Source organism: Chitinispirillales bacterium ANBcel5 (assembly GCA_029688955.1).
Classification (GTDB): domain Bacteria; phylum Fibrobacterota; class Chitinivibrionia; order Chitinivibrionales; family Chitinispirillaceae; genus Cellulosispirillum; species Cellulosispirillum alkaliphilum.
In genome coordinates this window covers 106,157-125,287 of the sequence record JARUKZ010000006.1, presented here as the reverse complement: position 1 = coordinate 125,287, position 19,131 = coordinate 106,157, and the positions used below count along the sequence as shown (strand labels likewise).

Sequence of the window (19,131 nt, the reverse complement as noted above, 5' to 3'; positions counted from 1 at the left end):
GGTGAATGAATGATACTTCCTTTAGTGGTGCTTATACCTGCAATTTGTTATTCTTTAGTGATACTTTTTTTAAAAAGAGGGCTTATAACGCTGAATAAGCCTGCAAAGCCAGCCGGATATTCTTTTTCTGTTGTCATTGCAGCAAGGAATGAAGAAAAAAATATCCAACTGTGTATAGACTCAGTTCTTGCCCAAACAATTGACAAAGAACGGTTTGAGATTATTGTTATTGATGATCGATCGATTGATAATACTCCTCTTATATTAACAAAAATTGCTCAAACGCATCATAATCTTAGGTGGATCAGAGTTGAAAAAACACCAAATAAGGTGTCTCCAAAAAAATATGCAGTTACAAAAGGAATAGAACAGGCAAAAAATGAGATAGTTGTTTTTACGGATGCTGACTGTGTTGTTCCTGAAACCTGGCTGCATACTTTAGACTGTTATTTTGCAGAAGACACTGGACTTGTTCAGGGTATCACATGTTATAAAGAGGACGAATCCATTAACAGACACTTTTATGGTGTACAGTCAATAGATTTTCTCTCTCACGGGATTGTTGCTGCTGCTGGAATAGGTGCAGGAATTCCTATTAATTCCAATGCTAACAACTTTGCATTTAAAAAAGAAGTCTTTAGCTCACTTTGTGGGTATGGAGAAGACATTCAATGTGTCGTGTCGGGTGATGATGATCTTCTGCTTCAACGTATTTGGAAAAGTGGCAAATGGAAAGTTGAATTTATGTCTGATCCGGCCGGAGCCGTAGAAACTAATCCTACACCAACTATAGCCGAAGCGTTTGAACAGAGAAAACGCTGGGGATCTAAAACAGTGCATTACTGTTTACCACAGGTACTTATTCTTTCCACCGTTTTTCTCTTCTATCTGTTTATTGCTGCTTTTTTTGTGACTGGTTTTATTGATCACACCTTTTGGGGGGTAACAGTGGGGTTGGTGGGAGTTAAGGTGACTGGAGAAGCGTTACTTCTCTACCCCGGAACAAAGATTTTTAGGAAAAAGGAGCTTAGAAGGTATATACTAGCAGCTTCTGTTATACAACTTCCGGTGGTTATTGCAGCTGTTTTCTCAGGTGTTTTTGGAAAATTCAGTTGGAAAGATCAGAAGTTCAGAAGGAAAGTGGGGTAGGGGCAGCTTGCTGATAAAGATGCCCCTCTCTAAGAATTATTACTTCTCAAAAACCGCCTTGATGCGATCAAAAACTTCTTCAATAGAGCCGATACCATCAATATCGCGGACAATACCTTTTGGACGGTAATAGCTCAGGCAGGGCTCACTCTGCTGCTTGTAGGTGTCGATACGGTTTTGAATAACTGCTGGATCTGCATCATCTGCACGTCCTTCAATGCTTGCGCGTTTTGCCAGACGAGTTCTGATTTCTTCATCCTGAACACTGATATTTACAACATGATCAAGGGTGATTCCCAGATCTGAAATAATTTTGTCGAGTGCTTCTGCCTGAGGAACACTGCGTGGAAATCCATCAAGAAGAAATCCGTCTTTTACATCAGCCTGACTCAGGCGATCTCTTACCATTGCGATGGTTACTTCATCCGGAACTAAGCGACCACTGTTTGAATACTCTTTGGCGGTACGGCCAAGCTCAGTATCGTTTTTAATATGGTAGCGAAACATATCACCGGTAGATATGTGGGGTACGTCCAGAAGGTCGCGTAGACGTACAGCTTGAGTGCCTTTTCCTGCTCCTGGAGGGCCAAACAAAACTACATTCTTTCCTGACATTAGTATTCCTCCTTCTTAAGTGAAAAATAACAGAAGTTTAAAATAGTAGTTGTTAAAGCTCTGGTGAGAAAAAAAATGAAATGGTTAAAATTTACCAATTTTGTACTGCAGCTCTATATTTATAGTTCAGGAGACAGTCGTTTCGATATAGGGTTTTAAGTACTTGCCAGTAATAGATGATTCGTTTTTAATTATTTCTTCAGGTGAACCTTTTGCAACTATAGTACCCCCCTTATCCCCTCCTTCAGGCCCCAGGTCAATAATATAATCGGCACATTTAATTACATCAAGGTTATGCTCTATAATCAGTACAGAGTTTCCTTTATTAACAAGTTCCTGAACCACATTCATGAGCATCAATATGTCTTCCAGATGAAGTCCTGTGGTGGGCTCATCAAGAATATATAGAGTGTTACCGGTAGCTCTTTTGGCCAGTTCACTTGCAAGCTTTATTCTTTGTGCTTCTCCTCCAGAGAGGGTGTTTGCTGGTTGGCCCAGATGTATATAGCCAAGACCAACTTCAGATAACAAGGAGAGCTTTGTTTTTATAGTGTGGATCTTATCAAAGAATATCAATGCTTCATCGACAGTCATTTCAAGCACATCAGCAATGCTTTTGCCTTTATAAAGAACTTCCAGAGTTTCTCTGTTATACCGTTTTCCTTTACACGTTTCACATTGGACATAAACATCAGGGAGAAAATGCATTTCAATTTTAAGAACCCCGTCACCTTCGCAGGCTTCACAGCGTCCTCCCTTAACATTGAAACTAAATCGTCCGGGGGAATACCCTCTTATTTTGCTTTCAGGCAGCATAGCAAAAAGGTTTCTTATGGGATCAAAAACTTTAGTATAGGTGGCAGGATTACTTCTAGGGGTTTTCCCAATCGGGGACTGGTCGATATCGATTACTTTATCTATTTCTTCAAGCCCCTTTATCATTTTGTAGGGAAGAGGTACTCGTTTTGAACGATATAACTTTTTTGAAATAGCCGGATACAGTGTCTGATTTATTAAAGAGCTTTTGCCAGAGCCTGATACACCTGTTATACAAACGAGTTTTTTAAGCGGGATTTTCACTTCAATGTCTTTAAGATTGTGTCCTGAAGCCCCTTTTATTTCAATGAAGCTGTTATTATTACTACGACGCGTAGGAGGAATGGGTATCTTTCGTTTTCCGGACAGGTACTGACCTGTAAGAGAGCTACTTTTTTGGGCCACTTGTGATGGGGAACCACAGGCTATAAGCTCTCCACCTTGTGCCCCTGCCCTGGGGCCTATATCTATCAAATAATCGGCTGCAAGCATTGTTTCCAGATCGTGTTCTATTACCACAACAGTATTTTCCAGATCACGCAGAGCTACCAGTGTAGAAAGAAGTCTGCTGTTATCTCGGGGGTGTAGTCCAATACTTGGCTCATCAAGAACATACAAAACACCACTTAGACTTGACCCTATCTGCGTAGCCAGACGTATTCTCTGTGCTTCACCACCCGAGAGAGTTGAAGATGTGCGCTCAAGATTCAGGTAACCAAGCCCTACATTGAGAAGAAATGTAAGTCGCTCGGTAATCTCTCTTAGTACCGGACGTGCTATTTTTTGATCTTCACCAGAAGGTGAATAATGTTTAAAAAACTCACTTGCCCTCTCTACAGGCATTCTGCTGATATCTGCAATGCTGTGGTCGTTTATCAGGATAGAGAGGCTCTCTTTTTTAAGACGTGTTCCTGCACACTGCGGACAGGTTTTTTGGGTCATAAACCCTTCTATCCAACGTCGTATCTCCTCTGAGGAGGTTTCGCGATATCTGCGAAGCAGATTAGGTATCACCCCCTCAAAGTTACGTTTCATTGAAGCCTGGTTATCACCATTTTTAGCCTTGTATTGAATTGGTATGCGTTCTTTTCCTGCACCATAAAGCAAAATTTTTCTCTGTTTAGGGGTGAGTTGTTGAAATGGTACGTTTACAGAGATTTTGAAGTGTTTACAAACAGATTGCAGTATCTGGTAATTCCAACTTCCTTCTGTATTAGCACCATTCCATGGTACTATAGCACCTTCAGCAAGGGAACGTGAGTTATCCGGAACAACAAGTTCGGGGTCGATTTCAAGCAAAAAACCAAGCCCATGACACTCCGAGCAAGCCCCGGTAGGGCTATTAAAAGAGAACATTCTGGGGCTTATCTCCTCATAGCTGATGCCACACACCGGGCAATTCATTTGCTCTGAGAATAAAAGAGTTTCAGCTCCTATACAGTCTACAAGCACGGTTTTATCTACACTTACTTTAAGTGCAGTTTCTAAAGATTCAGAAAGTCTGCCACCAAGATCTGGTCTTGAAATTAATCGATCAACGACAACCTCAATTGTGTGTTTCCTTTTGGGGTCTATCTCAATGTCTTCGTCCAGTGAGAGGATCTCCCCATCCACCCGTATTCTAAGAAACCCTTCTTTTTGAAGTTTAGCTAAGGTCTCCTTATGTTCACCTTTACGCTCTTTAATGATAGGTGAGAGTATCTGAAATTTGGTGCCTTCAGGGAGTGTTAGTACCTTGTCAGTGATCTCCTGCACTGTTTGATTTGTTATAATTCTGCCACAATTAAAACAGGTTGCAGTGCCAAGTCGGGCAAAGAGGATTCTAAGATAGTCGTGAATTTCAGTTATTGTGCCTACCGTAGAGCGGGGGTTGTGGCTTGTACTCTTTTGCTCAATCGCAATAGCCGGAGAAAGCCCTTCAATCTGTTCGACATCGGGTTTTTCCATAACTCCGAGAAACTGACGTGCGTAAGAAGAAAGAGATTCTACATACCTTCTCTGACTCTCTGAGTAGAGAGTGTCAAATGCCAGAGATGATTTACCTGAACCGGATAGCCCAGTTATTACGGTGAAACTGTTGCGCGGTATTGTAACATCGATGTTTTTTAAATTGTGTACCCGCGCACCTTTAATGGTTATATTGCGCATCTTTGGTTTTCTACTTGGTAGAATCAGATTGTTCTAAATCCTGGTGATACAAATCCCAGGCATTTTTCACTGCACCTGCAACTTTTGATCTATTGAATGGTTTAAAGAGACAGGGATAGCGAATAGTTTTATAAATTTTCACCAATGTATGTTTTGGGTTATACCCAAAACCTGTCATCAGAGCCATTTGGGAGGGGATGTCTTTTTCTTTGACTCGGCTTATAAATTCATAACCGTCCATTTCAGGCATGGCAATATCAGTAAGGACCAGAAAGTAGGGTTGTTTCTCAAGTTCATCGAAAGCTTCGGCAGTATTTGACACAATGGTAACTTCCCACCCCAGACTTTCCAGATAAATTTTGAGGAATTCCAAAACGTCAACTTCATCATCAACGACCAGTATGCGGTTATTTTTTTCCTTTAATGAGCTCATAGGTCTTGTCGATCAGTTCCTGTTTTCCGAAGGGTTTAGTTATGTAAGCATCTGCATTCATCACATGCAGACCAACCATTTGGTCAAAATGCTGAGTTTTTGCAGTAAGAATCGCTACAGGTACATCAGCAAAGGATGAATCATTACGGATATGTTTGAATACGGTCCAGCCATCCATTTTAGGCATGGATAAATCGAGAAAAATAACATCTGGCCTGTATTCTCTTGCTGTTTCCAATGCTTTTAGCGGATCAAGTACGGTTTTAACTTTAAAATCTGCCGATTCAAGTACCAACTTGATTAGGTCCGCAATATCACTTTCATCTTCTACAACCAATATTTTTTCATTCATTTTACTCTTTAACCTTAGCCAATCTATTTTTTAAATTCGCCAAACAACCATTTCCAATACACTAAGCATACAAAGAAAGCTATTGCTGCCCCTCCTAATCTCATCCCCATGGTAATATAGTTTTGAAATGGTAAAATTTTATCATGCAAAGAGATTAATTCGATAGAAGTGGCACTAAGAACGATAGCAGAAGTGATATAAAGGATCTTATAATACGGCCTGATCTTTAACGCCTCACCCAGGCGTTTGCTTAAATAAGAAAGGACGAGCATAAATGATAAAGCGCTAATGTCAAAAAAGAAGATAGTATATAGGTAATTCATTTATTTTTTTCCCTTCGCATGGTAAAAAAGAGATTTACGATGCTGAAAGTAGACATTAAAGCACTTCCTAAAAGCATGATCGCTGCATACAGTTGGATTCCAGAACTGTTAATATATCCAGAAAACAGGTATATGATAAATATGGCAGAGAGCAAGAGTGCAACTAAAAATCCTAAACTGGGGGATGATTGAGAAAACTTACGTTTGTAGAATGAGGAGATCAGCAGGGCGATGATATTCATGCCCATAAAAAAGAGTACATAACCGGCAAGCAGTAGTGTTTCTGCTAATGTCGGAGTGGTTAAAAACATTATTTCTTCCCGAAAACATTCACGAAAGCATCTTGTGGTGTAGAATGGGTAAACCCACTCAGTATTCCTTCTCTGCCGTTGAACTTGCTTTCAACCTCAATTCCTTTGGAGGTTATCTTAAAACAGCGAATGTCTTTTTGGTGATCACTTCCACGCATTTTCAGGAAACAGAGCGCTTTTTCAATTGCACTATCAACCTCTACATAGCGAAGTATTATATAGCTGTCGACGATGAATGGGATTTTACTGCTAACCTGTGAAACCTGGCCCAGAAGGTTATTGTTTTCTCTAAGCAAAATGCTGGTGACATTTTCACGCTTAAGTGCATTAATGAACCTGCGTTCTATTTCGCGAAGATCATGCTGATCGTCGGTCAATGACTCAAAGTGGGTCATGCTATCCACAATCACTCTTTTCGTGCCCATCTCTTCTACTATCGAGACCAATTCTCCATCCATGCGGTCAAACTCATCAAGCGTAGTATAGGGGTCTGAAAATATGACCTTAAGTTTTCCTTCATCCTCAAGTTTCTTTAAATCCCACCCAAACTGCAACGCATCGTGGTAGTACTGCTGAGGGAACTCTTCAAAGGTGATAATTAGCCCTGGCTGATCGTATTTAACTATTCCGTTATAAATAAATTGCATGGCCAGAGTTGTTTTTCCGGTTCCTGGAGCCCCTTCAAGGAGATTAGCTGAGCCCTCCAGAAGTCCGCCGCAAATCATTTTGTCGAGATCTTTGATACCGAATTGAACACGTGCTACGTTCATGTTTTTAACCATTGTTGAATGAGAGGAGATTAACTATTATTGCTTTTTGTGCATGCAGACGGTTTTCCGCTTCATCGAAAGCTATACTATGATCACTATCTAATACATCGCTTGTGATTTCCTCACCTCTGTGCGCTGGGAGGCAATGTGTCACCAGAATATCTGGTTGTGCACGGGATAGTGTATCCATATTTACCTGAAACCCAGAAAAATCCTTTTTACGCTTCTCGGATTCTGATTCCTGACCCATGCTGGTCCAGACATCGGTATATAAAACATCAGCAGTTTCTATTGAAGGGCTCATTTGGTTGGTAAGAGTAAGTGAACCCCCTGATTTCTTGAATTCTTCCTGACATCTTTTTTGTATTACAGGGTCGGGTTCGTAACCTTTGGGGCATACTACAGTAAAATTGAACCCCAGTTTGGAACATAATGCCATTATGGAATTACATACATTGTTTCCATCACCGATAAACACGACATTACGCTTTTTATCAAAACTAAGTTTTTCGTACAAAGTAAGTCCAAAAGCCATCGCCTGGCACGGATGGAATGTATCTGTAAGGGCATTTATAACCGGAATAGAGCAATATCGGGCAAGTTGTTCAACAGTGCTGTGACTATAGGTACGGGCAACTATAAGGTGTACCCAGCGTTCAAGATTTCGAGCCACATCCTCTACACACTCCCGTTTACCCATTCCAACCATTTGGCTTTCCAGGTTAATGGCATGTCCCCCCAATTCATTTATTGCGGTTTCAAAGGTAATTCTTGTACGGAGCGAGGGCTTTTCAAATATTAGTACACCTGTTTTTTGTGAAAAAATCGAATTTTTAATGGTGTAGCGTTCCTCTTTCAATTCTTTTGCAAGTTTGATCATGCCGATTATTTCATCGGCTGAGGAATCGAGAAGTGTAAGAAGATCCTTTTTTTGAACAGTCATTAGCATTAAGTCCGAAAAAATGAAATAATATACCTGAAAATAGAAAAACTGGACCAATTAAACTAATATAATAGTTATACACCACATTTTCGCAAGTTTAAATGCAAAGCCCATCCCTTTTTTTTCTTCTGCTATCAAAAAAAACTGTAGATGGGTAACTATCATTCTTTGTGGTGTAACTGCCCAGAATTAATTATTACGTTTTTAAATATAGTTGTTGAAACACTTTGCTGCTATAGAAAGCTCTTTTAAAAAGTATTTCATAAAAGTATTGGCAAATGGAATTAATCTTTATATATTAAAGAATAGACACCTTATTATCTAGATTCTCATTACCTACCGTATAGATTCACACACATAGGAGGAATTGCTGTGAAAATCACAGAAGTGCGTATCGCGCTGAATAATCAAAACAAACTTAAAGCTTACGCCAGTATTACTATAGACGATTGTTTTGTCATCAGAGGACTTAAGGTGATAAATGGAAGTCAGGGGTATTTTGTCTCAATGCCTTGCAGGCGCAGAAGGGATGGTTCATTTCAGGATCTGGCGCATCCTATAACCAATGAAATGCGAATTGAAATCGAGAACAGGGTTCTTGATGCTTTTGAAGATAAAATAAACAGGTGTAATGAAAATGAAAGCATTTTGTTTGGCAACATCGTCACATCTTCCTAAAGAGTCGTTTTAAAAGGATAAGACACTTCCTTAAGAAAAAACGCTGTGATGGTCACTTTTCCTACTCTTAACAGTGACCATTAATTATATTTGAAAATTCTTTCACAAAAAGCCTTTGCTGGGGCGTCGACAAGTGGCAAGTCACGTGGTTTTGGTCCACGCATTCGGAGGTTCGAATCCTTCCGCCCCAGCCATTTTTAATTTGGGCTGATAAATCAAAACTTGGCATAAAACCCACAGCGTCTTATCTTAGGAGGTCGCACTTTGGATATCATTAAATTGCAGGCACGTGAGCGTACTGATTCGGGTAAATCTTACACCCGCAAAGCGCGTGCTCAGGGATGGGTCCCGGCAATCTATTACGGTCACGATCAGGATCCAGTGAAAATTGAGGTCTCAAGCAAAGACTTCTCGGCTATTGCAAGGGCAAAACAGCTCTCTCATCTTATTGATTTGGGCCTGGACAAAGATGGTGATTCTGTAGCAGTAATTCGTGAAATACAGAGAAATGTACTTAAAAACGATGTGTATTTTCATATCGACTTTTTGCATGTGGCTATGGATAAAACTGTAACGGTTGATGTGCCAGTTGAAGTTACTGGAGTGCCGGTAGGTGTAAAAGTTGATAATGGTATTCTTGGGCATCCGGTTAGAACTGTTATGGTCGAGTGTATGCCAAGAGACATTCCTGAAAAAATTTCCATTGATGTCTCTGAGCTGAAGGTTGGAGATTCCATCCATGTGCGCGATGTTACTGTTCCAAATCTTAAATTAAAAGATCCTGCAGATGAAGTACTTGCAGTTGTAACTCCACCTACCCGCGAAGCTGAAGAAACCAGTGAAGAAGGCGGTGCAGAGTAAGTGTTGATTAGCTTTTATTAATGAATATACTAAAGCTCTTTGGAATACTTTCAGGTAAAAAAACACCAAAATTTAAGCCGCAGAAACTCATTGCAGGATTGGGAAACCCAGGTGATGAGTATCATAATACCAGGCATAATGTTGGATTTATGATCTCTGATAGATTGGGTTCCATTCTTAATGAGCAGTTGAAATTCAGTGCGTACAATTCAGAGTGCAAAAGTGGTTTTGCAAACGAACAACCAGTCCTGCTTATTAAGCCTCAAACCTATATGAACAGAAGCGGTTCAGCGATTGAAACAGCGGTAGAGGATTACTCGTTATCTGCTTCTGATGTATTGGTAATAGTGGATGATTTTAATTTGCCTCTGGGCACACTAAGATTTCGTAGGGGAGGCTCTCACGGCGGACACAATGGGCTAAAGTCTATTATATCCCAAATCGGATCCGATTTTTCGAGATTACGTGTAGGTATAGGGCCTTTGCCCACTAACAGTGCCGTCATAGACTTCGTTTTGGGAGATTTTTCAGAAACTGAAATGCAACTGGTAGATAAAGTTATTTCCAAAGCAGTCATTGCTATTCAATTTATGTTGAAAAATGGACTGGATAGCGCAATGAACGAATACAATTCTTTAGTTATAGAATAGAAATAATCCTGCTCCGTTTATGAAAGTTGGAGCCTAACGACCATAGGAGGTTTACAGGTGAAGCGACCTTATGAATCAATGTTCGTATTTGACGGAACTCTTCCGGAGGATGCGATAGAAAAAGAGCAAAAGCAGGTAGAAGAGTTTCTTTCTGCTAACGCAGATTTTGAGAAAGCTGATGTTTGGGGAAAAAAACAGCTTGCTTACCCCATTAAAAAGAAAAAATCTGGCTACTATGTGCTATTCCTTTATCAGGGAGAGGGTACCGTTCCGGCAGCACTTGAAAAACATATCAAACTGAATGAGTCGGTACTTAGACATTTAACTGTACTAAGAGATCTGAAAAACGAAGCTGCAAGAGAGGCACTTGTTGCTCGTAGAGAGCAGAAGGTTGAGGCTCAAGAGAGCTCTGAAGCTGAAACCGAAAGCAGTACGGCTGAGAAAGAATAATTTGGAATTAACCTGATAACAGGAGAAACTAATAATGGCATTTGTTAGAAGAAGAATGAAGAAAGTGTGCTGGTTTGAGCAAAATAAGGTCAAACCTGACTATAAAGATATCAAAACAATTAGCAGATTTATTACCGAACGAGGTAAAATAGTTCCACGCAGACTCTCCGGTGTTTCTGCTAAAAACCAGAGAAAGCTGGCAATGGCGATTAAGCGTGCCAGGCACTTGGCTTTGTTACCATTTGTATCTGAAAACATCAAATAGGACCTTCCGGGGAATTATTGGAGGAATATTATGGAAGTAGTTCTCATGAAAGATTATGGAAACCTCGGCAAGGCAATGGACGTCGTTGCTGTGAAGGATGGATATGCAAGAAATTTTCTTATACCATCACAAATTGCCGTTCCAGCTACCGAGGGTAATAAAAAAGTAGTTGCTCAGGTAAAAGAAACTGCTGAGCATAAAGAAGAGAAAAAGATTAAAGAAGCTCGTCAATTAGCAAAGAAAATTGAACAGGTCCCCTGTACTATTCCGGTTAAAGTGGGTGAAGAGGATAAAATTTATGGGTCTGTATCAGCTCAGGAGATCTCAGACTTTCTTAAAAAGGAAGGTTTTGATGTCGAAAAGAGAAATGTTGATCTTGATGAGCCGATAAAGAGTCTTGGTGTCTATTCTATAAAGATAAATCTCTATAAAGATGTGTATGCTAAGTTGAAGGTATGGGTGGTAAAAGAGGAAAAATAGCCCGTCCTTTCTTTTATCATTGATAATTTGCCTGCCGGGCTGTTGAGTTTATAACTCAATTTGATCCGGCCTTTTTTTTATGTAGAAAGTTTTAAACAAAAAGGAGTTATTTCGAACATGAAATTACAAGGATGCTATGTAGCTATCATTACTCCATTTACAGCTGATGGGAAAATTGATGAAGAAGGTTTAAGGTCAAATATAGAATTTATTATCAAAAAAGGTGCTGCAGGTATAGTGCCATGTGGCACAACTGGCGAATCTGCCACTCTTAACTGGGAAGAGCACAATAGGGTTGTTAAAATTGCTGTTGAGCAGGCCAAAGGAAGAGTGCAGGTTATTGCAGGAGCTGGATCCAATAACACTCAAGAAGCCGTTTCTGCTGCAAAAGATGCCGCAGAGAATGGTGCAGATGCAATCCTGAGTATCACTCCTTATTATAATAAACCAACCCAGGAAGGGTTGTATCAGCACTTTTCAGCTGTTTCAAACAATTCAAAATTACCCATTGTAGTGTACAATGTTCCCGGAAGAACTGGTATTAATCTTCTTCCGGAAACACTTGAAAGATTATGTGATTTTGAAAACATCGTTGCTGTAAAGGAAGCAAGTAACGATGTTGCCCAGGTTTCTCAAATTCACAGAAGGTGTGGGGATCGATTAACAATCTTATCAGGTGATGATGGTTTAACTCTGCCCATTCTATCTGTGGGAGGTAAGGGTGTTATATCAGTGATTGGCAACATCGTGCCGGATAAAATGAGTGCGATGATTGAAAACTACCTCAAAGGTGAACACGAATCTGCCCTTAAAATTCATGAAGAGCTTCTTCCATTAACAAAAATCGTCTTTATTGAAAGCAACCCTGTACCCATTAAAGAGGCTATGTCTTATTACGGGCTCCATGGAGGGACTGTGCGGCTTCCTCTCGTTTCAATGCTCGAAAGCAATAAAGAACAACTACTAAACGTACTAAAATCGTACTCTGTTTCTGTATCCTGAGAGGAATACTATGAAAACTGAAATAATTATAGTAGGTGCCCTTGGGCGTATGGGGGTTGAGATCGCAAAAGTGGCACTTGCTGATGAAGATGTAAGTATTGCAGCATGTGTTGAATATCCCTCACATCCTTCTGTTGGCAAGGATTACGGGGAATGTATTGGGGTCGGTCATTTGGGGATTGCTGTAGCGCCTTCGCTTGATGAGATCAACCTTGAAAAAAAAGTGGTTATTGACTTCTCTTCAATAGAGTCAACCAGAGCTAACTTGAAAAACTTGCCTGAAAAAGGGAACTTCTCAATGGTTATTGGAACAACCGGGCTGCAGGAGGATGATTACCAATTAGCCCAAAATGCATCCAAACATATAGCTGTTCTGGTAAGTCCTAACACAAGCCTTGGTGTTAATTTATTGTTCTCTCTTACTGAGCTTGTCGCTTCGAGTCTTAAAGATCGTTTTGATATGGAAATTATTGAAGCGCATCACAGGTTTAAAAAGGATTCTCCAAGTGGGACGGCAAAAAGATTAGGTGAAATTATCTCTTCGGTTCTTGAAAAGAGCTATGATGAAGCTGTGGTGGATGGTCGCTCTGGAATGGCTTCCCAAACCCGGCCCGCTACTGAGGTGGGTATGCACGCTGTCAGAGGTGGGGACATTGTAGGAGATCATACCGTTCTCTTTGCCGGAATTGGGGAAAGAATAGAGTTACGCCACATGGCACATAGCAGATCCACGTTTGCACGTGGCGCGGTTGAGACTGCAAAATGGATTTCTTCAAAAGATGTGGGTTTCTATAGCATGAAAGATGTGCTCGGAATATAATTTTATGTTATAATAAAGAGACTAACTGAGAGGTTTTATGGAAAAAAGCACAATTGTTCGTGTCTGTAGTCTGCTGTTTATATTCTTGTCTTTGGCTATAGCAGATTCATCCCACATCTCTTCTTCACTTCAAGATGGTTCTGAAGATGAACTGATTCTTGAAGATATTTATGTGGAAGATCTAATCATTGAAGAAGAGGAAGTAATTGTCGATGATGATGATGTAGAAGATATGGTCTTGGATGATGTAGATGAAGGCAGTAAGGCTGCTCCGCTTGATATAGAACAATTGCTGCAGGGAGATGGGGAGCAGGACCTGTTAGGATCTCAGGGGTTAGATATCAAAGGGGATGATATTTCTGAAGATGAGGTGAAGGTGGTTGATGATCAGCAGCATGAGTCTGTCGATGAACAGCTTTCTGATGATTCACCCGCTACTTCACCAGATGCTCCTCTCCCAGCCTCAACCGAAACAGTTGAAAGTGAAGTAGTGACTCAAGAGCAACAAGCTCCAATAATTGAAGAAACTCAATCTATTAACTTCGCTCAGAATTTAGAAGAATACAAATCTCCCCGGAGAGCGATGTTTCTCTCACTGCTTGTGCCCGGTTTGGGGCAGGCTTATGCAAATAACAAAGTAAAATCCGCAGCGTTCATAGCTACAGAAGTAGCAATACTTTCGACCTCAATTACCTTTTCGGTTTTATCTCGCTCAAAAAGGAATGAGGCAAGAGAGTTTGCTGATGAACATTACGACCCATCGCTCTTTGAGCAGTATTATTCTGAGTTGAAGAGAATAAGCGAAGATGAAAATAGAGATTTGGATTCGATTATCGGTCCTCATATTATTGATGAAAAGTTCTATAAATGGGCGCAGGATCGCAACAGTAGGTTTTATGAGCGCATCAGAGAAAATTATTATATGAGAGGCTGGAAAGACAGTAATGAACCTTCTGTTAGCGATATATATTATGCTACGGACACTCTAAAAACCAGTGCCGGTGACAAATTTGTAAAATCATCAACTAATGATTTTCTTATAGATATGGTGGGTGGTAATACTAATATTTCGGGATATTCCCGGTATCTTAACGAATATAATGACCTGGTCGTTCGGTCGGATAGATACTCAAGAGCTGTATACTATTCTTTTTACGCTTTGATCGTAAATCATTTAGTAAGTGCTCTGGATGCAGGTTTTACTGCCAGGGCTCATAATCGGAGGCTTTTAGGTGAAGAGAGTGTTTGGAATCGTATGAGCATTGAACAACAACTTGTGAACACTGGTTCTGAAAATGTGCCAGGCGTTGCTGTAAGGGTTCAGTTTTGAAACTAATCGTTTTTCTGGTCTTTATTTTAGTATTCGCTGGGCAGAGCAGTGCTCAGATCATCATTGAAGAAGATGTTGTAACTGATACAGTTGATTTATTCTCTCCTCAAGTTGAGAGTACTCAGCCCAGTAATGCTAACATGGCACTTGCTATCGCACTTCCAGGGCTGGGGCACTACTATCTGGACAGACCAGTTTCGGCGTTTAGCTACATGGCAGTTGACATTATTTCCTTAGTTGGACTTATCTACTCCTACGGCCAATCCCGTAACCTTGCAGCGAGTGCAGCTGCATATGCCGGTACTAATGCAGGGGCGAGTGCTTCTGTGAGAGATGAGAGTTATTGGCGTAATGTGGGTAATTTTATGGATTCTAAAGAGTACAATAACGTGATGAAACTTAACAGAAGCCCGGGTGATATGTATGTAGATCCCGCTATGTGGTGGAGATGGGCAGATGAATCGTTTCAGGGTGAATTTAATGAGCTGAGAGAAAGCTCTAGACGTTTTCAGGTTGCATCAAGTTTCTTTTTGGGGGCATTGGTCCTTAATCGAATCGTATCGTTTGTTGATGCCAGAACATCTGGTCGTAGAGAAAACAGGCCCCCTCTTTCATCTATCAGTATTAAACCGGATTACACTAGCGCTAATGATGCATACGGATTAAAAGTTGGTGTGGATTTTTAGATCAACCTTAACCTGATCGTGGATAGGAGAAAAAACAATGCGCTGCCCTTTTTGCAATTACGAAGAAGACAAAGTTGTAGATTCCAGAACCAGTAAGGAAGGACAGGCGGTTAGGAGGCGGCGTGAATGCCTTGATTGCGGAAAACGTTTTACCACCTATGAGTACATAGAAAGCATCTCTTTAACAATCATAAAACACGATCAAAGAAGAGAGTCTTTTGATAGACAAAAACTGTTTCAGGGAATTGTCGCTGCATGTAAAAAGAGACCAATAAGCACTAAAAAAATTGAAAGTGTAGTAGATAAAATAGAAAATCAGATTGAAAAATATGGAAAATCTGAAATCCCAAGCACTGAAATAGGCAAAATGGTAATGAAGGAATTATATGCACTGGATGAAATCGCATATATTCGCTTCGCTTCTGTTTACAGAAAATTTAAGGATGTTTCTGAATTTATTTCAGAGGTAAAAGAGATAGAATCAAAAATTGAGCCGCTGACAAATTTAAAATAAACAGCTCACTTTTTGAGTACTGGTTAAGGGCTAATTAATCTATTTCAATTATGCTTCCGGAGCTTGTTATCTCATCGAAAAAATCATCTTTAAAATAGTAGAACCCCTGGTCGTCAGCAGAATAGAATTCGCTCGCTTCTTCATTAAAAAATTTCTCTAAAGCAGAATCTCTGTTTTCTTCTTCTATAATTCTATGTCTAATTTGTTGCCTTTTTGAAGGTGTAATAAATGCTATAGAATATTTAGGCATATTTTTTGGGCTCCATTAAAATTTAAATTATTATTTATTTCATACAGGTTCTAAAATAGAATTTTGGAAGCTTCGAAAAAAGTAAAAACAACCAGAAATGAGGTTTAATTATGAGCAGGGGTGGTATTCTCTATTTTTCACTTTTTCTTGTATTAATACCTGTCTTAGATTCCTGGGGCAATAAACAGGAGATCGTTGAAGAATTGCTTAAAAGAAATGGTTACACTACTGGTGGCATTGGAGTAGTAATTAAAGATTTGGAGACAGATTCTGTTTTAGTCTCAGTGAACAGTGACTCTCTTTTTAATCCCGCCTCTGTTTTGAAACTGCTAACCAGTGCAGCTGCACTGGATATTTTAGGTCCCAGCTACCGGTTTTCTACACGAGTGTTCATTGATAGTACCTTTTATAGTGACTCTGGAGTGGTAGATGGAAATATCTACATCCAGGGAAGGGGAGATCCGGGGCTAAATGCTCAAAGATTATGGCTCTTTGTTCAGCAGCTCTATCATAGAGGAGTAAGAAAAATAAATGGTGATCTTATTTTAGATGATTTTTACTTTGATACCGTTTCTGTTGGACCGGGATACACAAATACTTTGACAAGTCGTGCCTATTCACCTCTTATAAGTTCTCTTTCGGCAAATTTTAGCTCAGTAGCTATTCATAAGCGATCGGGGCAGGACATAGGTTCACCGGTAATAGTAGATATATTTCCCCGAATAGATGGGGTTACGATAAAATCTACTGCCAAAACCACTTCCCCTGGGCTTAGAAGTAATTTGGATGTATCTACTTCATCTGTATCCGGTCAAACACAGGTTAATGTAAGAGGGGTAATGTCGGCTCTTGATAGGCCTCACTATACCTATCGAAAGGTTTGGCAGACATGGGAAATTTTTGGTGGCGTAATAAGGGATCTTTTTAACGGGGCTGGAATAGAATTCAATGGCCAGACTCTTAGAGAAAGAGTACCGGAATCGCTTGAAGAGGAGGGGGCGTTTTATGTTTTCAGGAGTCAACCTCTAATCGAATCTGTGGAAGCGATGTTGAAATATTCAAGCAATTTTGCGTCTGAAATGGTTCTTAAGACCATTTCTGCAGAAAAAAATGCTATACCAGGCTCCTGGAGTGGAGGTGTAGAAGTCTTAAGAGAATGGTGGAATAAGAATGAATTTCCAGGAGAACTTGTATTAAACAATGGTTCAGGTATGGGAGATGTGAACAGAATAAGTGCCGATCAAATCGTTAATCTACTCTCTTACATTTCACAACAAAGGACATATTTTCCTGATCTTCTCAGCTCACTTGCAATCGCAGGTGTTGATGGTACTTTGGATAGAAGGTTTCGACGATCGAGACTCAAGGGTATTGTAAGGGCTAAAACGGGTACACTGAACTCGCTTAATGTAAGTACTCTTGCGGGTTACGTATTGCTTGAAGATCGAACGTATGCTTTTGCAATTCTATGCAATGGAATAGGAAACGGACAATTTGACAATTGGGTCATGCAGGAAAAAATATTAGAAAGCGTTTCAACCGGGGTTAGATGGAATTAGATGCAGAAAAAAACAGGGCTGGTTTGATCTATCTCAAAACAGCCCTGACTTTATCTATTTATAAGATACCCTTTAAAAGCTTTCACCTTCAATCATTTCACCATTTTCATAGGTTACAAGGGCTGTTCGGCGACCATGACTGTTATACCTCACTCTTTCACCGTCGTACGCTCCATCTACAAAGGTTCCCTTTTCATTTACTCTACCATTTTCATGATACCTAACATATGGACCATGAAGTACATTACTTTTCCACATCCTTTTACTTTTCAACTGGCCGTTTTCATAATACTCTAAATCTTCACCATGCGGTAAACCCATATCGAAAATTCTCACTCTCTCCTCTTGTCCGCATGGGAAATAGGTGATTTCTTTTCCATGTCTGTTGCCATCAACATACGTTACTTCTGATTTTTTTGTTCCATCATCATAATAGGTAATAACTTCGCCTACAGGACTATCATATTCATACATCGTTTCACTTTGAAGTTGGCCATTTTCATGCCACACCCTTCTTACTCCATGCCTTTTGCCCGAAGAGAAATGCGTTTCCTGAAGCTTGCTTCCATCGGGGTTGAAGATAACCATAATACTATCGGGTTCACCATTTTTAAAAAATTGATCTGACTGAACCTGTCCATCCTGGAAGTAGAAGGTTGTTCGAATGATATTATCTCTTCTTCCAACAAATGTATTAACCTTACGCTTTGCGCCACAATCGTAAGTTTCTTCTACAAATTCTTCCGGAGTGCTGCTGGTACACCCAACCACGGCAATGCATCCAAAAAGTGCAAGTAAAGCCTTGAATTTCATTTTTACCCCTTTCAGAGAAGTTTATGGATAAAATGAAAATGCATTCTGAAAAAGGGTACGTCAAACCTTTATTTTATGTGAGACCATTATGATACGTTCTTTGGTGCGGATTTCTGCGTTTTTTTAGCCCGATTATCGTTTGCGCTTACCGGATGCTATGATGAAAACGGTATACGCTGTAAAAACACCTTTTTTATCGTAATCGATTAGTTCTTCATTTAACTTAATCAACTCATTTTCCGTAATACAGCCTGAACTGAGTGCTTTTTGCTCAGCTTCATCCATGCATGAAAATTTTCTGAAAAGGTGGTAGCTGTGTACTGCGATTGTATGCAGTTCTATTGCAACACCACATAATCCCTGCTTTTTTAAAAGTCTAAAAAGATTTCTCCCCGAATAACCATTTGGAATCTGCTCAGTTCTTGAGCGTCTTAATTTCCATTCTATATCTTTTTGGGTTGTATCAATTGATAATGAGCTATGATCACAATCAACTACAACGATAATACCGTTTTTTCTGCATACCCTTTTCATCTCTGCAATAGCACATTGAGGTTGATCTAAATGTTGAAGCAATCTTTCGCTACGAACAGAATCAAAACTTTGGTGCGAAAAGGGCAGACAATAGGAGTTGGCCTGAAAATAACCGATTCTTGTGGTGTCCTTAGTTGCATTTTGTGCCGCTTTAACCATGTTTGAATCAATATCAACACCTACTACTATTCCTTGATTAACTTTTTGGGTGAAAAGGGTAGCTGTATCAATACCAGGTCCACAGCCCACATCAAGTACAATGGAGTCGGGCTTTAAATTCATTAACTCATAGGACCGGATTTTTACAGGTCTTATTTTATCAGCTAAAGATTGCAGATATTTTGAGTCAACAAAGCTATGATCTGAATTCATGTATCAC

Annotated in this window: 24 protein-coding genes and 1 tRNA gene; 14 read left to right on the top strand and 11 right to left on the bottom strand. The window is 39.9% G+C overall.

What is annotated here, in order from left to right:
* The first annotated feature begins 9 nt into the window (after nucleotides 1-9).
* A complete protein-coding gene (locus tag QA601_05060; GenBank protein MDG5814435.1) occupies nucleotides 10-1,149 on the top strand; it encodes a glycosyltransferase in 1,140 nt (379 codons plus the stop codon).
* A 39-nt stretch (nucleotides 1,150-1,188) separates the two neighbouring features.
* On the opposite strand, the gene QA601_05055 is transcribed toward QA601_05060, so the two are convergent.
* From QA601_05055 to argF, 8 genes are all read right to left on the bottom strand, one after another.
* Entirely contained in the window at nucleotides 1,189-1,764 is a 576-nt protein-coding gene (locus QA601_05055; protein ID MDG5814434.1) for an adenylate kinase, read from the bottom strand.
* Between the two features lie 126 nt (nucleotides 1,765-1,890).
* Nucleotides 1,891-4,728, bottom strand: coding sequence for an excinuclease ABC subunit UvrA (gene uvrA, locus QA601_05050; GenBank protein ID MDG5814433.1), 2,838 nt, complete (start codon nucleotides 4,726-4,728; stop codon nucleotides 1,891-1,893).
* A gap of 10 nt (nucleotides 4,729-4,738) precedes the next feature.
* Nucleotides 4,739-5,161, bottom strand: coding sequence for a response regulator (locus tag QA601_05045; GenBank protein MDG5814432.1), 423 nt, complete (start codon nucleotides 5,159-5,161; stop codon nucleotides 4,739-4,741).
* Complete coding sequence (locus QA601_05040) at nucleotides 5,136-5,513, bottom strand: response regulator (protein ID MDG5814431.1); 378 nt, start codon at nucleotides 5,511-5,513, stop codon at nucleotides 5,136-5,138. Before QA601_05040 ends, QA601_05045 begins: the two co-directional genes overlap by 26 nt.
* A gap of 23 nt (nucleotides 5,514-5,536) precedes the next feature.
* Nucleotides 5,537-5,836 (bottom strand): hypothetical protein, encoded by a 300-nt coding sequence (locus QA601_05035; protein ID MDG5814430.1) that lies wholly within the window; start codon nucleotides 5,834-5,836, stop codon nucleotides 5,537-5,539.
* Nucleotides 5,833-6,147, bottom strand: coding sequence for a hypothetical protein (locus tag QA601_05030; protein ID MDG5814429.1), 315 nt, complete (start codon nucleotides 6,145-6,147; stop codon nucleotides 5,833-5,835). Before QA601_05030 ends, QA601_05035 begins: the two co-directional genes overlap by 4 nt.
* A complete protein-coding gene (locus QA601_05025; protein ID MDG5814428.1) occupies nucleotides 6,147-6,917 on the bottom strand; it encodes an ATPase domain-containing protein in 771 nt (256 codons plus the stop codon). The genes QA601_05030 and QA601_05025 overlap by 1 nt, the downstream gene beginning before the upstream one ends.
* A 4-nt stretch (nucleotides 6,918-6,921) precedes the next feature.
* Nucleotides 6,922-7,860, bottom strand: coding sequence for an ornithine carbamoyltransferase (gene argF, locus QA601_05020; protein ID MDG5814427.1), 939 nt, complete (start codon nucleotides 7,858-7,860; stop codon nucleotides 6,922-6,924).
* A 372-nt stretch (nucleotides 7,861-8,232) separates the two neighbouring features.
* On the opposite strand from argF, the gene QA601_05015 reads away from it, so the two are divergent.
* From QA601_05015 to nrdR, 12 genes are all read left to right on the top strand, one after another.
* A complete protein-coding gene (locus QA601_05015) occupies nucleotides 8,233-8,538 on the top strand; it encodes a SpoVG family protein (GenBank protein ID MDG5814426.1) in 306 nt (101 codons plus the stop codon).
* Nucleotides 8,539-8,657: 119 nt separating this feature from the next.
* Nucleotides 8,658-8,732 (top strand) — tRNA-Gln (locus QA601_05010).
* A gap of 70 nt (nucleotides 8,733-8,802) precedes the next feature.
* A complete protein-coding gene (locus QA601_05005; GenBank protein ID MDG5814425.1) occupies nucleotides 8,803-9,399 on the top strand; it encodes a 50S ribosomal protein L25 in 597 nt (198 codons plus the stop codon).
* Nucleotides 9,400-9,419: 20 nt separating this feature from the next.
* Nucleotides 9,420-10,049: an aminoacyl-tRNA hydrolase gene (gene pth, locus QA601_05000; GenBank protein MDG5814424.1), complete on the top strand. Its 630-nt coding sequence runs from the start codon at nucleotides 9,420-9,422 to the stop codon at nucleotides 10,047-10,049.
* 57 nt (nucleotides 10,050-10,106) lie between these two features.
* Entirely contained in the window at nucleotides 10,107-10,499 is a 393-nt protein-coding gene (gene rpsF, locus QA601_04995; protein MDG5814423.1) for a 30S ribosomal protein S6, read from the top strand.
* 34 nt (nucleotides 10,500-10,533) lie between these two features.
* Entirely contained in the window at nucleotides 10,534-10,764 is a 231-nt protein-coding gene (gene rpsR / locus QA601_04990; GenBank protein ID MDG5814422.1) for a 30S ribosomal protein S18, read from the top strand.
* A 30-nt stretch (nucleotides 10,765-10,794) separates the two neighbouring features.
* On the top strand, nucleotides 10,795-11,244 hold the full coding sequence (rplI, locus tag QA601_04985) for a 50S ribosomal protein L9 (protein MDG5814421.1): 450 nt from the start codon (nucleotides 10,795-10,797) through the stop codon (nucleotides 11,242-11,244).
* Nucleotides 11,245-11,361: 117 nt separating this feature from the next.
* Entirely contained in the window at nucleotides 11,362-12,246 is an 885-nt protein-coding gene (dapA, locus tag QA601_04980; protein ID MDG5814420.1) for a 4-hydroxy-tetrahydrodipicolinate synthase, read from the top strand.
* Nucleotides 12,247-12,256: 10 nt separating this feature from the next.
* A complete protein-coding gene (gene dapB / locus QA601_04975) occupies nucleotides 12,257-13,066 on the top strand; it encodes a 4-hydroxy-tetrahydrodipicolinate reductase (protein MDG5814419.1) in 810 nt (269 codons plus the stop codon).
* Nucleotides 13,067-13,103: 37 nt separating this feature from the next.
* Nucleotides 13,104-14,396: a hypothetical protein gene (locus QA601_04970; GenBank protein ID MDG5814418.1), complete on the top strand. Its 1,293-nt coding sequence runs from the start codon at nucleotides 13,104-13,106 to the stop codon at nucleotides 14,394-14,396.
* On the top strand, nucleotides 14,393-15,082 hold the full coding sequence (locus QA601_04965) for a hypothetical protein (GenBank protein MDG5814417.1): 690 nt from the start codon (nucleotides 14,393-14,395) through the stop codon (nucleotides 15,080-15,082). Before QA601_04970 ends, QA601_04965 begins: the two co-directional genes overlap by 4 nt.
* A gap of 37 nt (nucleotides 15,083-15,119) precedes the next feature.
* A complete protein-coding gene (gene nrdR / locus QA601_04960) occupies nucleotides 15,120-15,596 on the top strand; it encodes a transcriptional regulator NrdR (protein ID MDG5814416.1) in 477 nt (158 codons plus the stop codon).
* A gap of 34 nt (nucleotides 15,597-15,630) precedes the next feature.
* Here the strand turns inward: nrdR and QA601_04955 are convergent, their stop codons facing one another.
* On the bottom strand, nucleotides 15,631-15,846 hold the full coding sequence (locus QA601_04955; GenBank protein ID MDG5814415.1) for a hypothetical protein: 216 nt from the start codon (nucleotides 15,844-15,846) through the stop codon (nucleotides 15,631-15,633).
* Between the two features lie 110 nt (nucleotides 15,847-15,956).
* Between QA601_04955 and dacB the strand changes: the two genes are divergently transcribed.
* Entirely contained in the window at nucleotides 15,957-17,405 is a 1,449-nt protein-coding gene (dacB, locus tag QA601_04950; GenBank protein MDG5814414.1) for a D-alanyl-D-alanine carboxypeptidase/D-alanyl-D-alanine-endopeptidase, read from the top strand.
* 72 nt (nucleotides 17,406-17,477) lie between these two features.
* Here dacB and QA601_04945 read toward each other — a convergent pair whose 3' ends face one another.
* Both QA601_04945 and QA601_04940 read right to left on the bottom strand, forming a co-directional pair.
* Nucleotides 17,478-18,218: a toxin-antitoxin system YwqK family antitoxin gene (locus tag QA601_04945; GenBank protein ID MDG5814413.1), complete on the bottom strand. Its 741-nt coding sequence runs from the start codon at nucleotides 18,216-18,218 to the stop codon at nucleotides 17,478-17,480.
* Nucleotides 18,219-18,350: 132 nt separating this feature from the next.
* Nucleotides 18,351-19,124 carry a methyltransferase domain-containing protein gene (locus QA601_04940; GenBank protein MDG5814412.1) on the bottom strand — a complete coding sequence of 258 codons (774 nt, stop codon included), beginning with the start codon at nucleotides 19,122-19,124 and terminating at the stop codon, nucleotides 18,351-18,353.
* Nucleotides 19,125-19,131 lie beyond the last annotated feature (7 nt).

Excerpts from the sequence above, each read along its gene's own strand:
- QA601_05060 (MDG5814435.1), top strand. The coding sequence starts at position 10 with ATGATACTTCCTTTAGTGGTGCTTATACCTGCAATTTGTTATTCTTTA.
- QA601_05055 (MDG5814434.1), bottom strand. The coding sequence starts at position 1,764 with ATGTCAGGAAAGAATGTAGTTTTGTTTGGCCCTCCAGGAGCAGGAAAA.
- uvrA (MDG5814433.1), bottom strand. The coding sequence starts at position 4,728 with ATGCGCAATATAACCATTAAAGGTGCGCGGGTACACAATTTAAAAAAC.
- QA601_05045 (MDG5814432.1), bottom strand. The coding sequence starts at position 5,161 with ATGAGCTCATTAAAGGAAAAAAATAACCGCATACTGGTCGTTGATGAT.
- QA601_05040 (MDG5814431.1), bottom strand. The coding sequence starts at position 5,513 with ATGAATGAAAAAATATTGGTTGTAGAAGATGAAAGTGATATTGCGGAC.
- QA601_05035 (MDG5814430.1), bottom strand. The coding sequence starts at position 5,836 with ATGAATTACCTATATACTATCTTCTTTTTTGACATTAGCGCTTTATCA.
- QA601_05030 (MDG5814429.1), bottom strand. The coding sequence starts at position 6,147 with ATGTTTTTAACCACTCCGACATTAGCAGAAACACTACTGCTTGCCGGT.
- QA601_05025 (MDG5814428.1), bottom strand. The coding sequence starts at position 6,917 with ATGAACGTAGCACGTGTTCAATTCGGTATCAAAGATCTCGACAAAATG.
- argF (MDG5814427.1), bottom strand. The coding sequence starts at position 7,860 with ATGACTGTTCAAAAAAAGGATCTTCTTACACTTCTCGATTCCTCAGCC.
- pth (MDG5814424.1), top strand. The coding sequence starts at position 9,420 with ATGAATATACTAAAGCTCTTTGGAATACTTTCAGGTAAAAAAACACCA.
- rpsR (MDG5814422.1), top strand. The coding sequence starts at position 10,534 with ATGGCATTTGTTAGAAGAAGAATGAAGAAAGTGTGCTGGTTTGAGCAA.
- rplI (MDG5814421.1), top strand. The coding sequence starts at position 10,795 with ATGGAAGTAGTTCTCATGAAAGATTATGGAAACCTCGGCAAGGCAATG.
- dapA (MDG5814420.1), top strand. The coding sequence starts at position 11,362 with ATGAAATTACAAGGATGCTATGTAGCTATCATTACTCCATTTACAGCT.
- dapB (MDG5814419.1), top strand. The coding sequence starts at position 12,257 with ATGAAAACTGAAATAATTATAGTAGGTGCCCTTGGGCGTATGGGGGTT.
- QA601_04970 (MDG5814418.1), top strand. The coding sequence starts at position 13,104 with ATGGAAAAAAGCACAATTGTTCGTGTCTGTAGTCTGCTGTTTATATTC.
- nrdR (MDG5814416.1), top strand. The coding sequence starts at position 15,120 with ATGCGCTGCCCTTTTTGCAATTACGAAGAAGACAAAGTTGTAGATTCC.
- QA601_04955 (MDG5814415.1), bottom strand. The coding sequence starts at position 15,846 with ATGCCTAAATATTCTATAGCATTTATTACACCTTCAAAAAGGCAACAA.
- dacB (MDG5814414.1), top strand. The coding sequence starts at position 15,957 with ATGAGCAGGGGTGGTATTCTCTATTTTTCACTTTTTCTTGTATTAATA.
- QA601_04945 (MDG5814413.1), bottom strand. The coding sequence starts at position 18,218 with ATGAAATTCAAGGCTTTACTTGCACTTTTTGGATGCATTGCCGTGGTT.
- QA601_04940 (MDG5814412.1), bottom strand. The coding sequence starts at position 19,124 with ATGAATTCAGATCATAGCTTTGTTGACTCAAAATATCTGCAATCTTTA.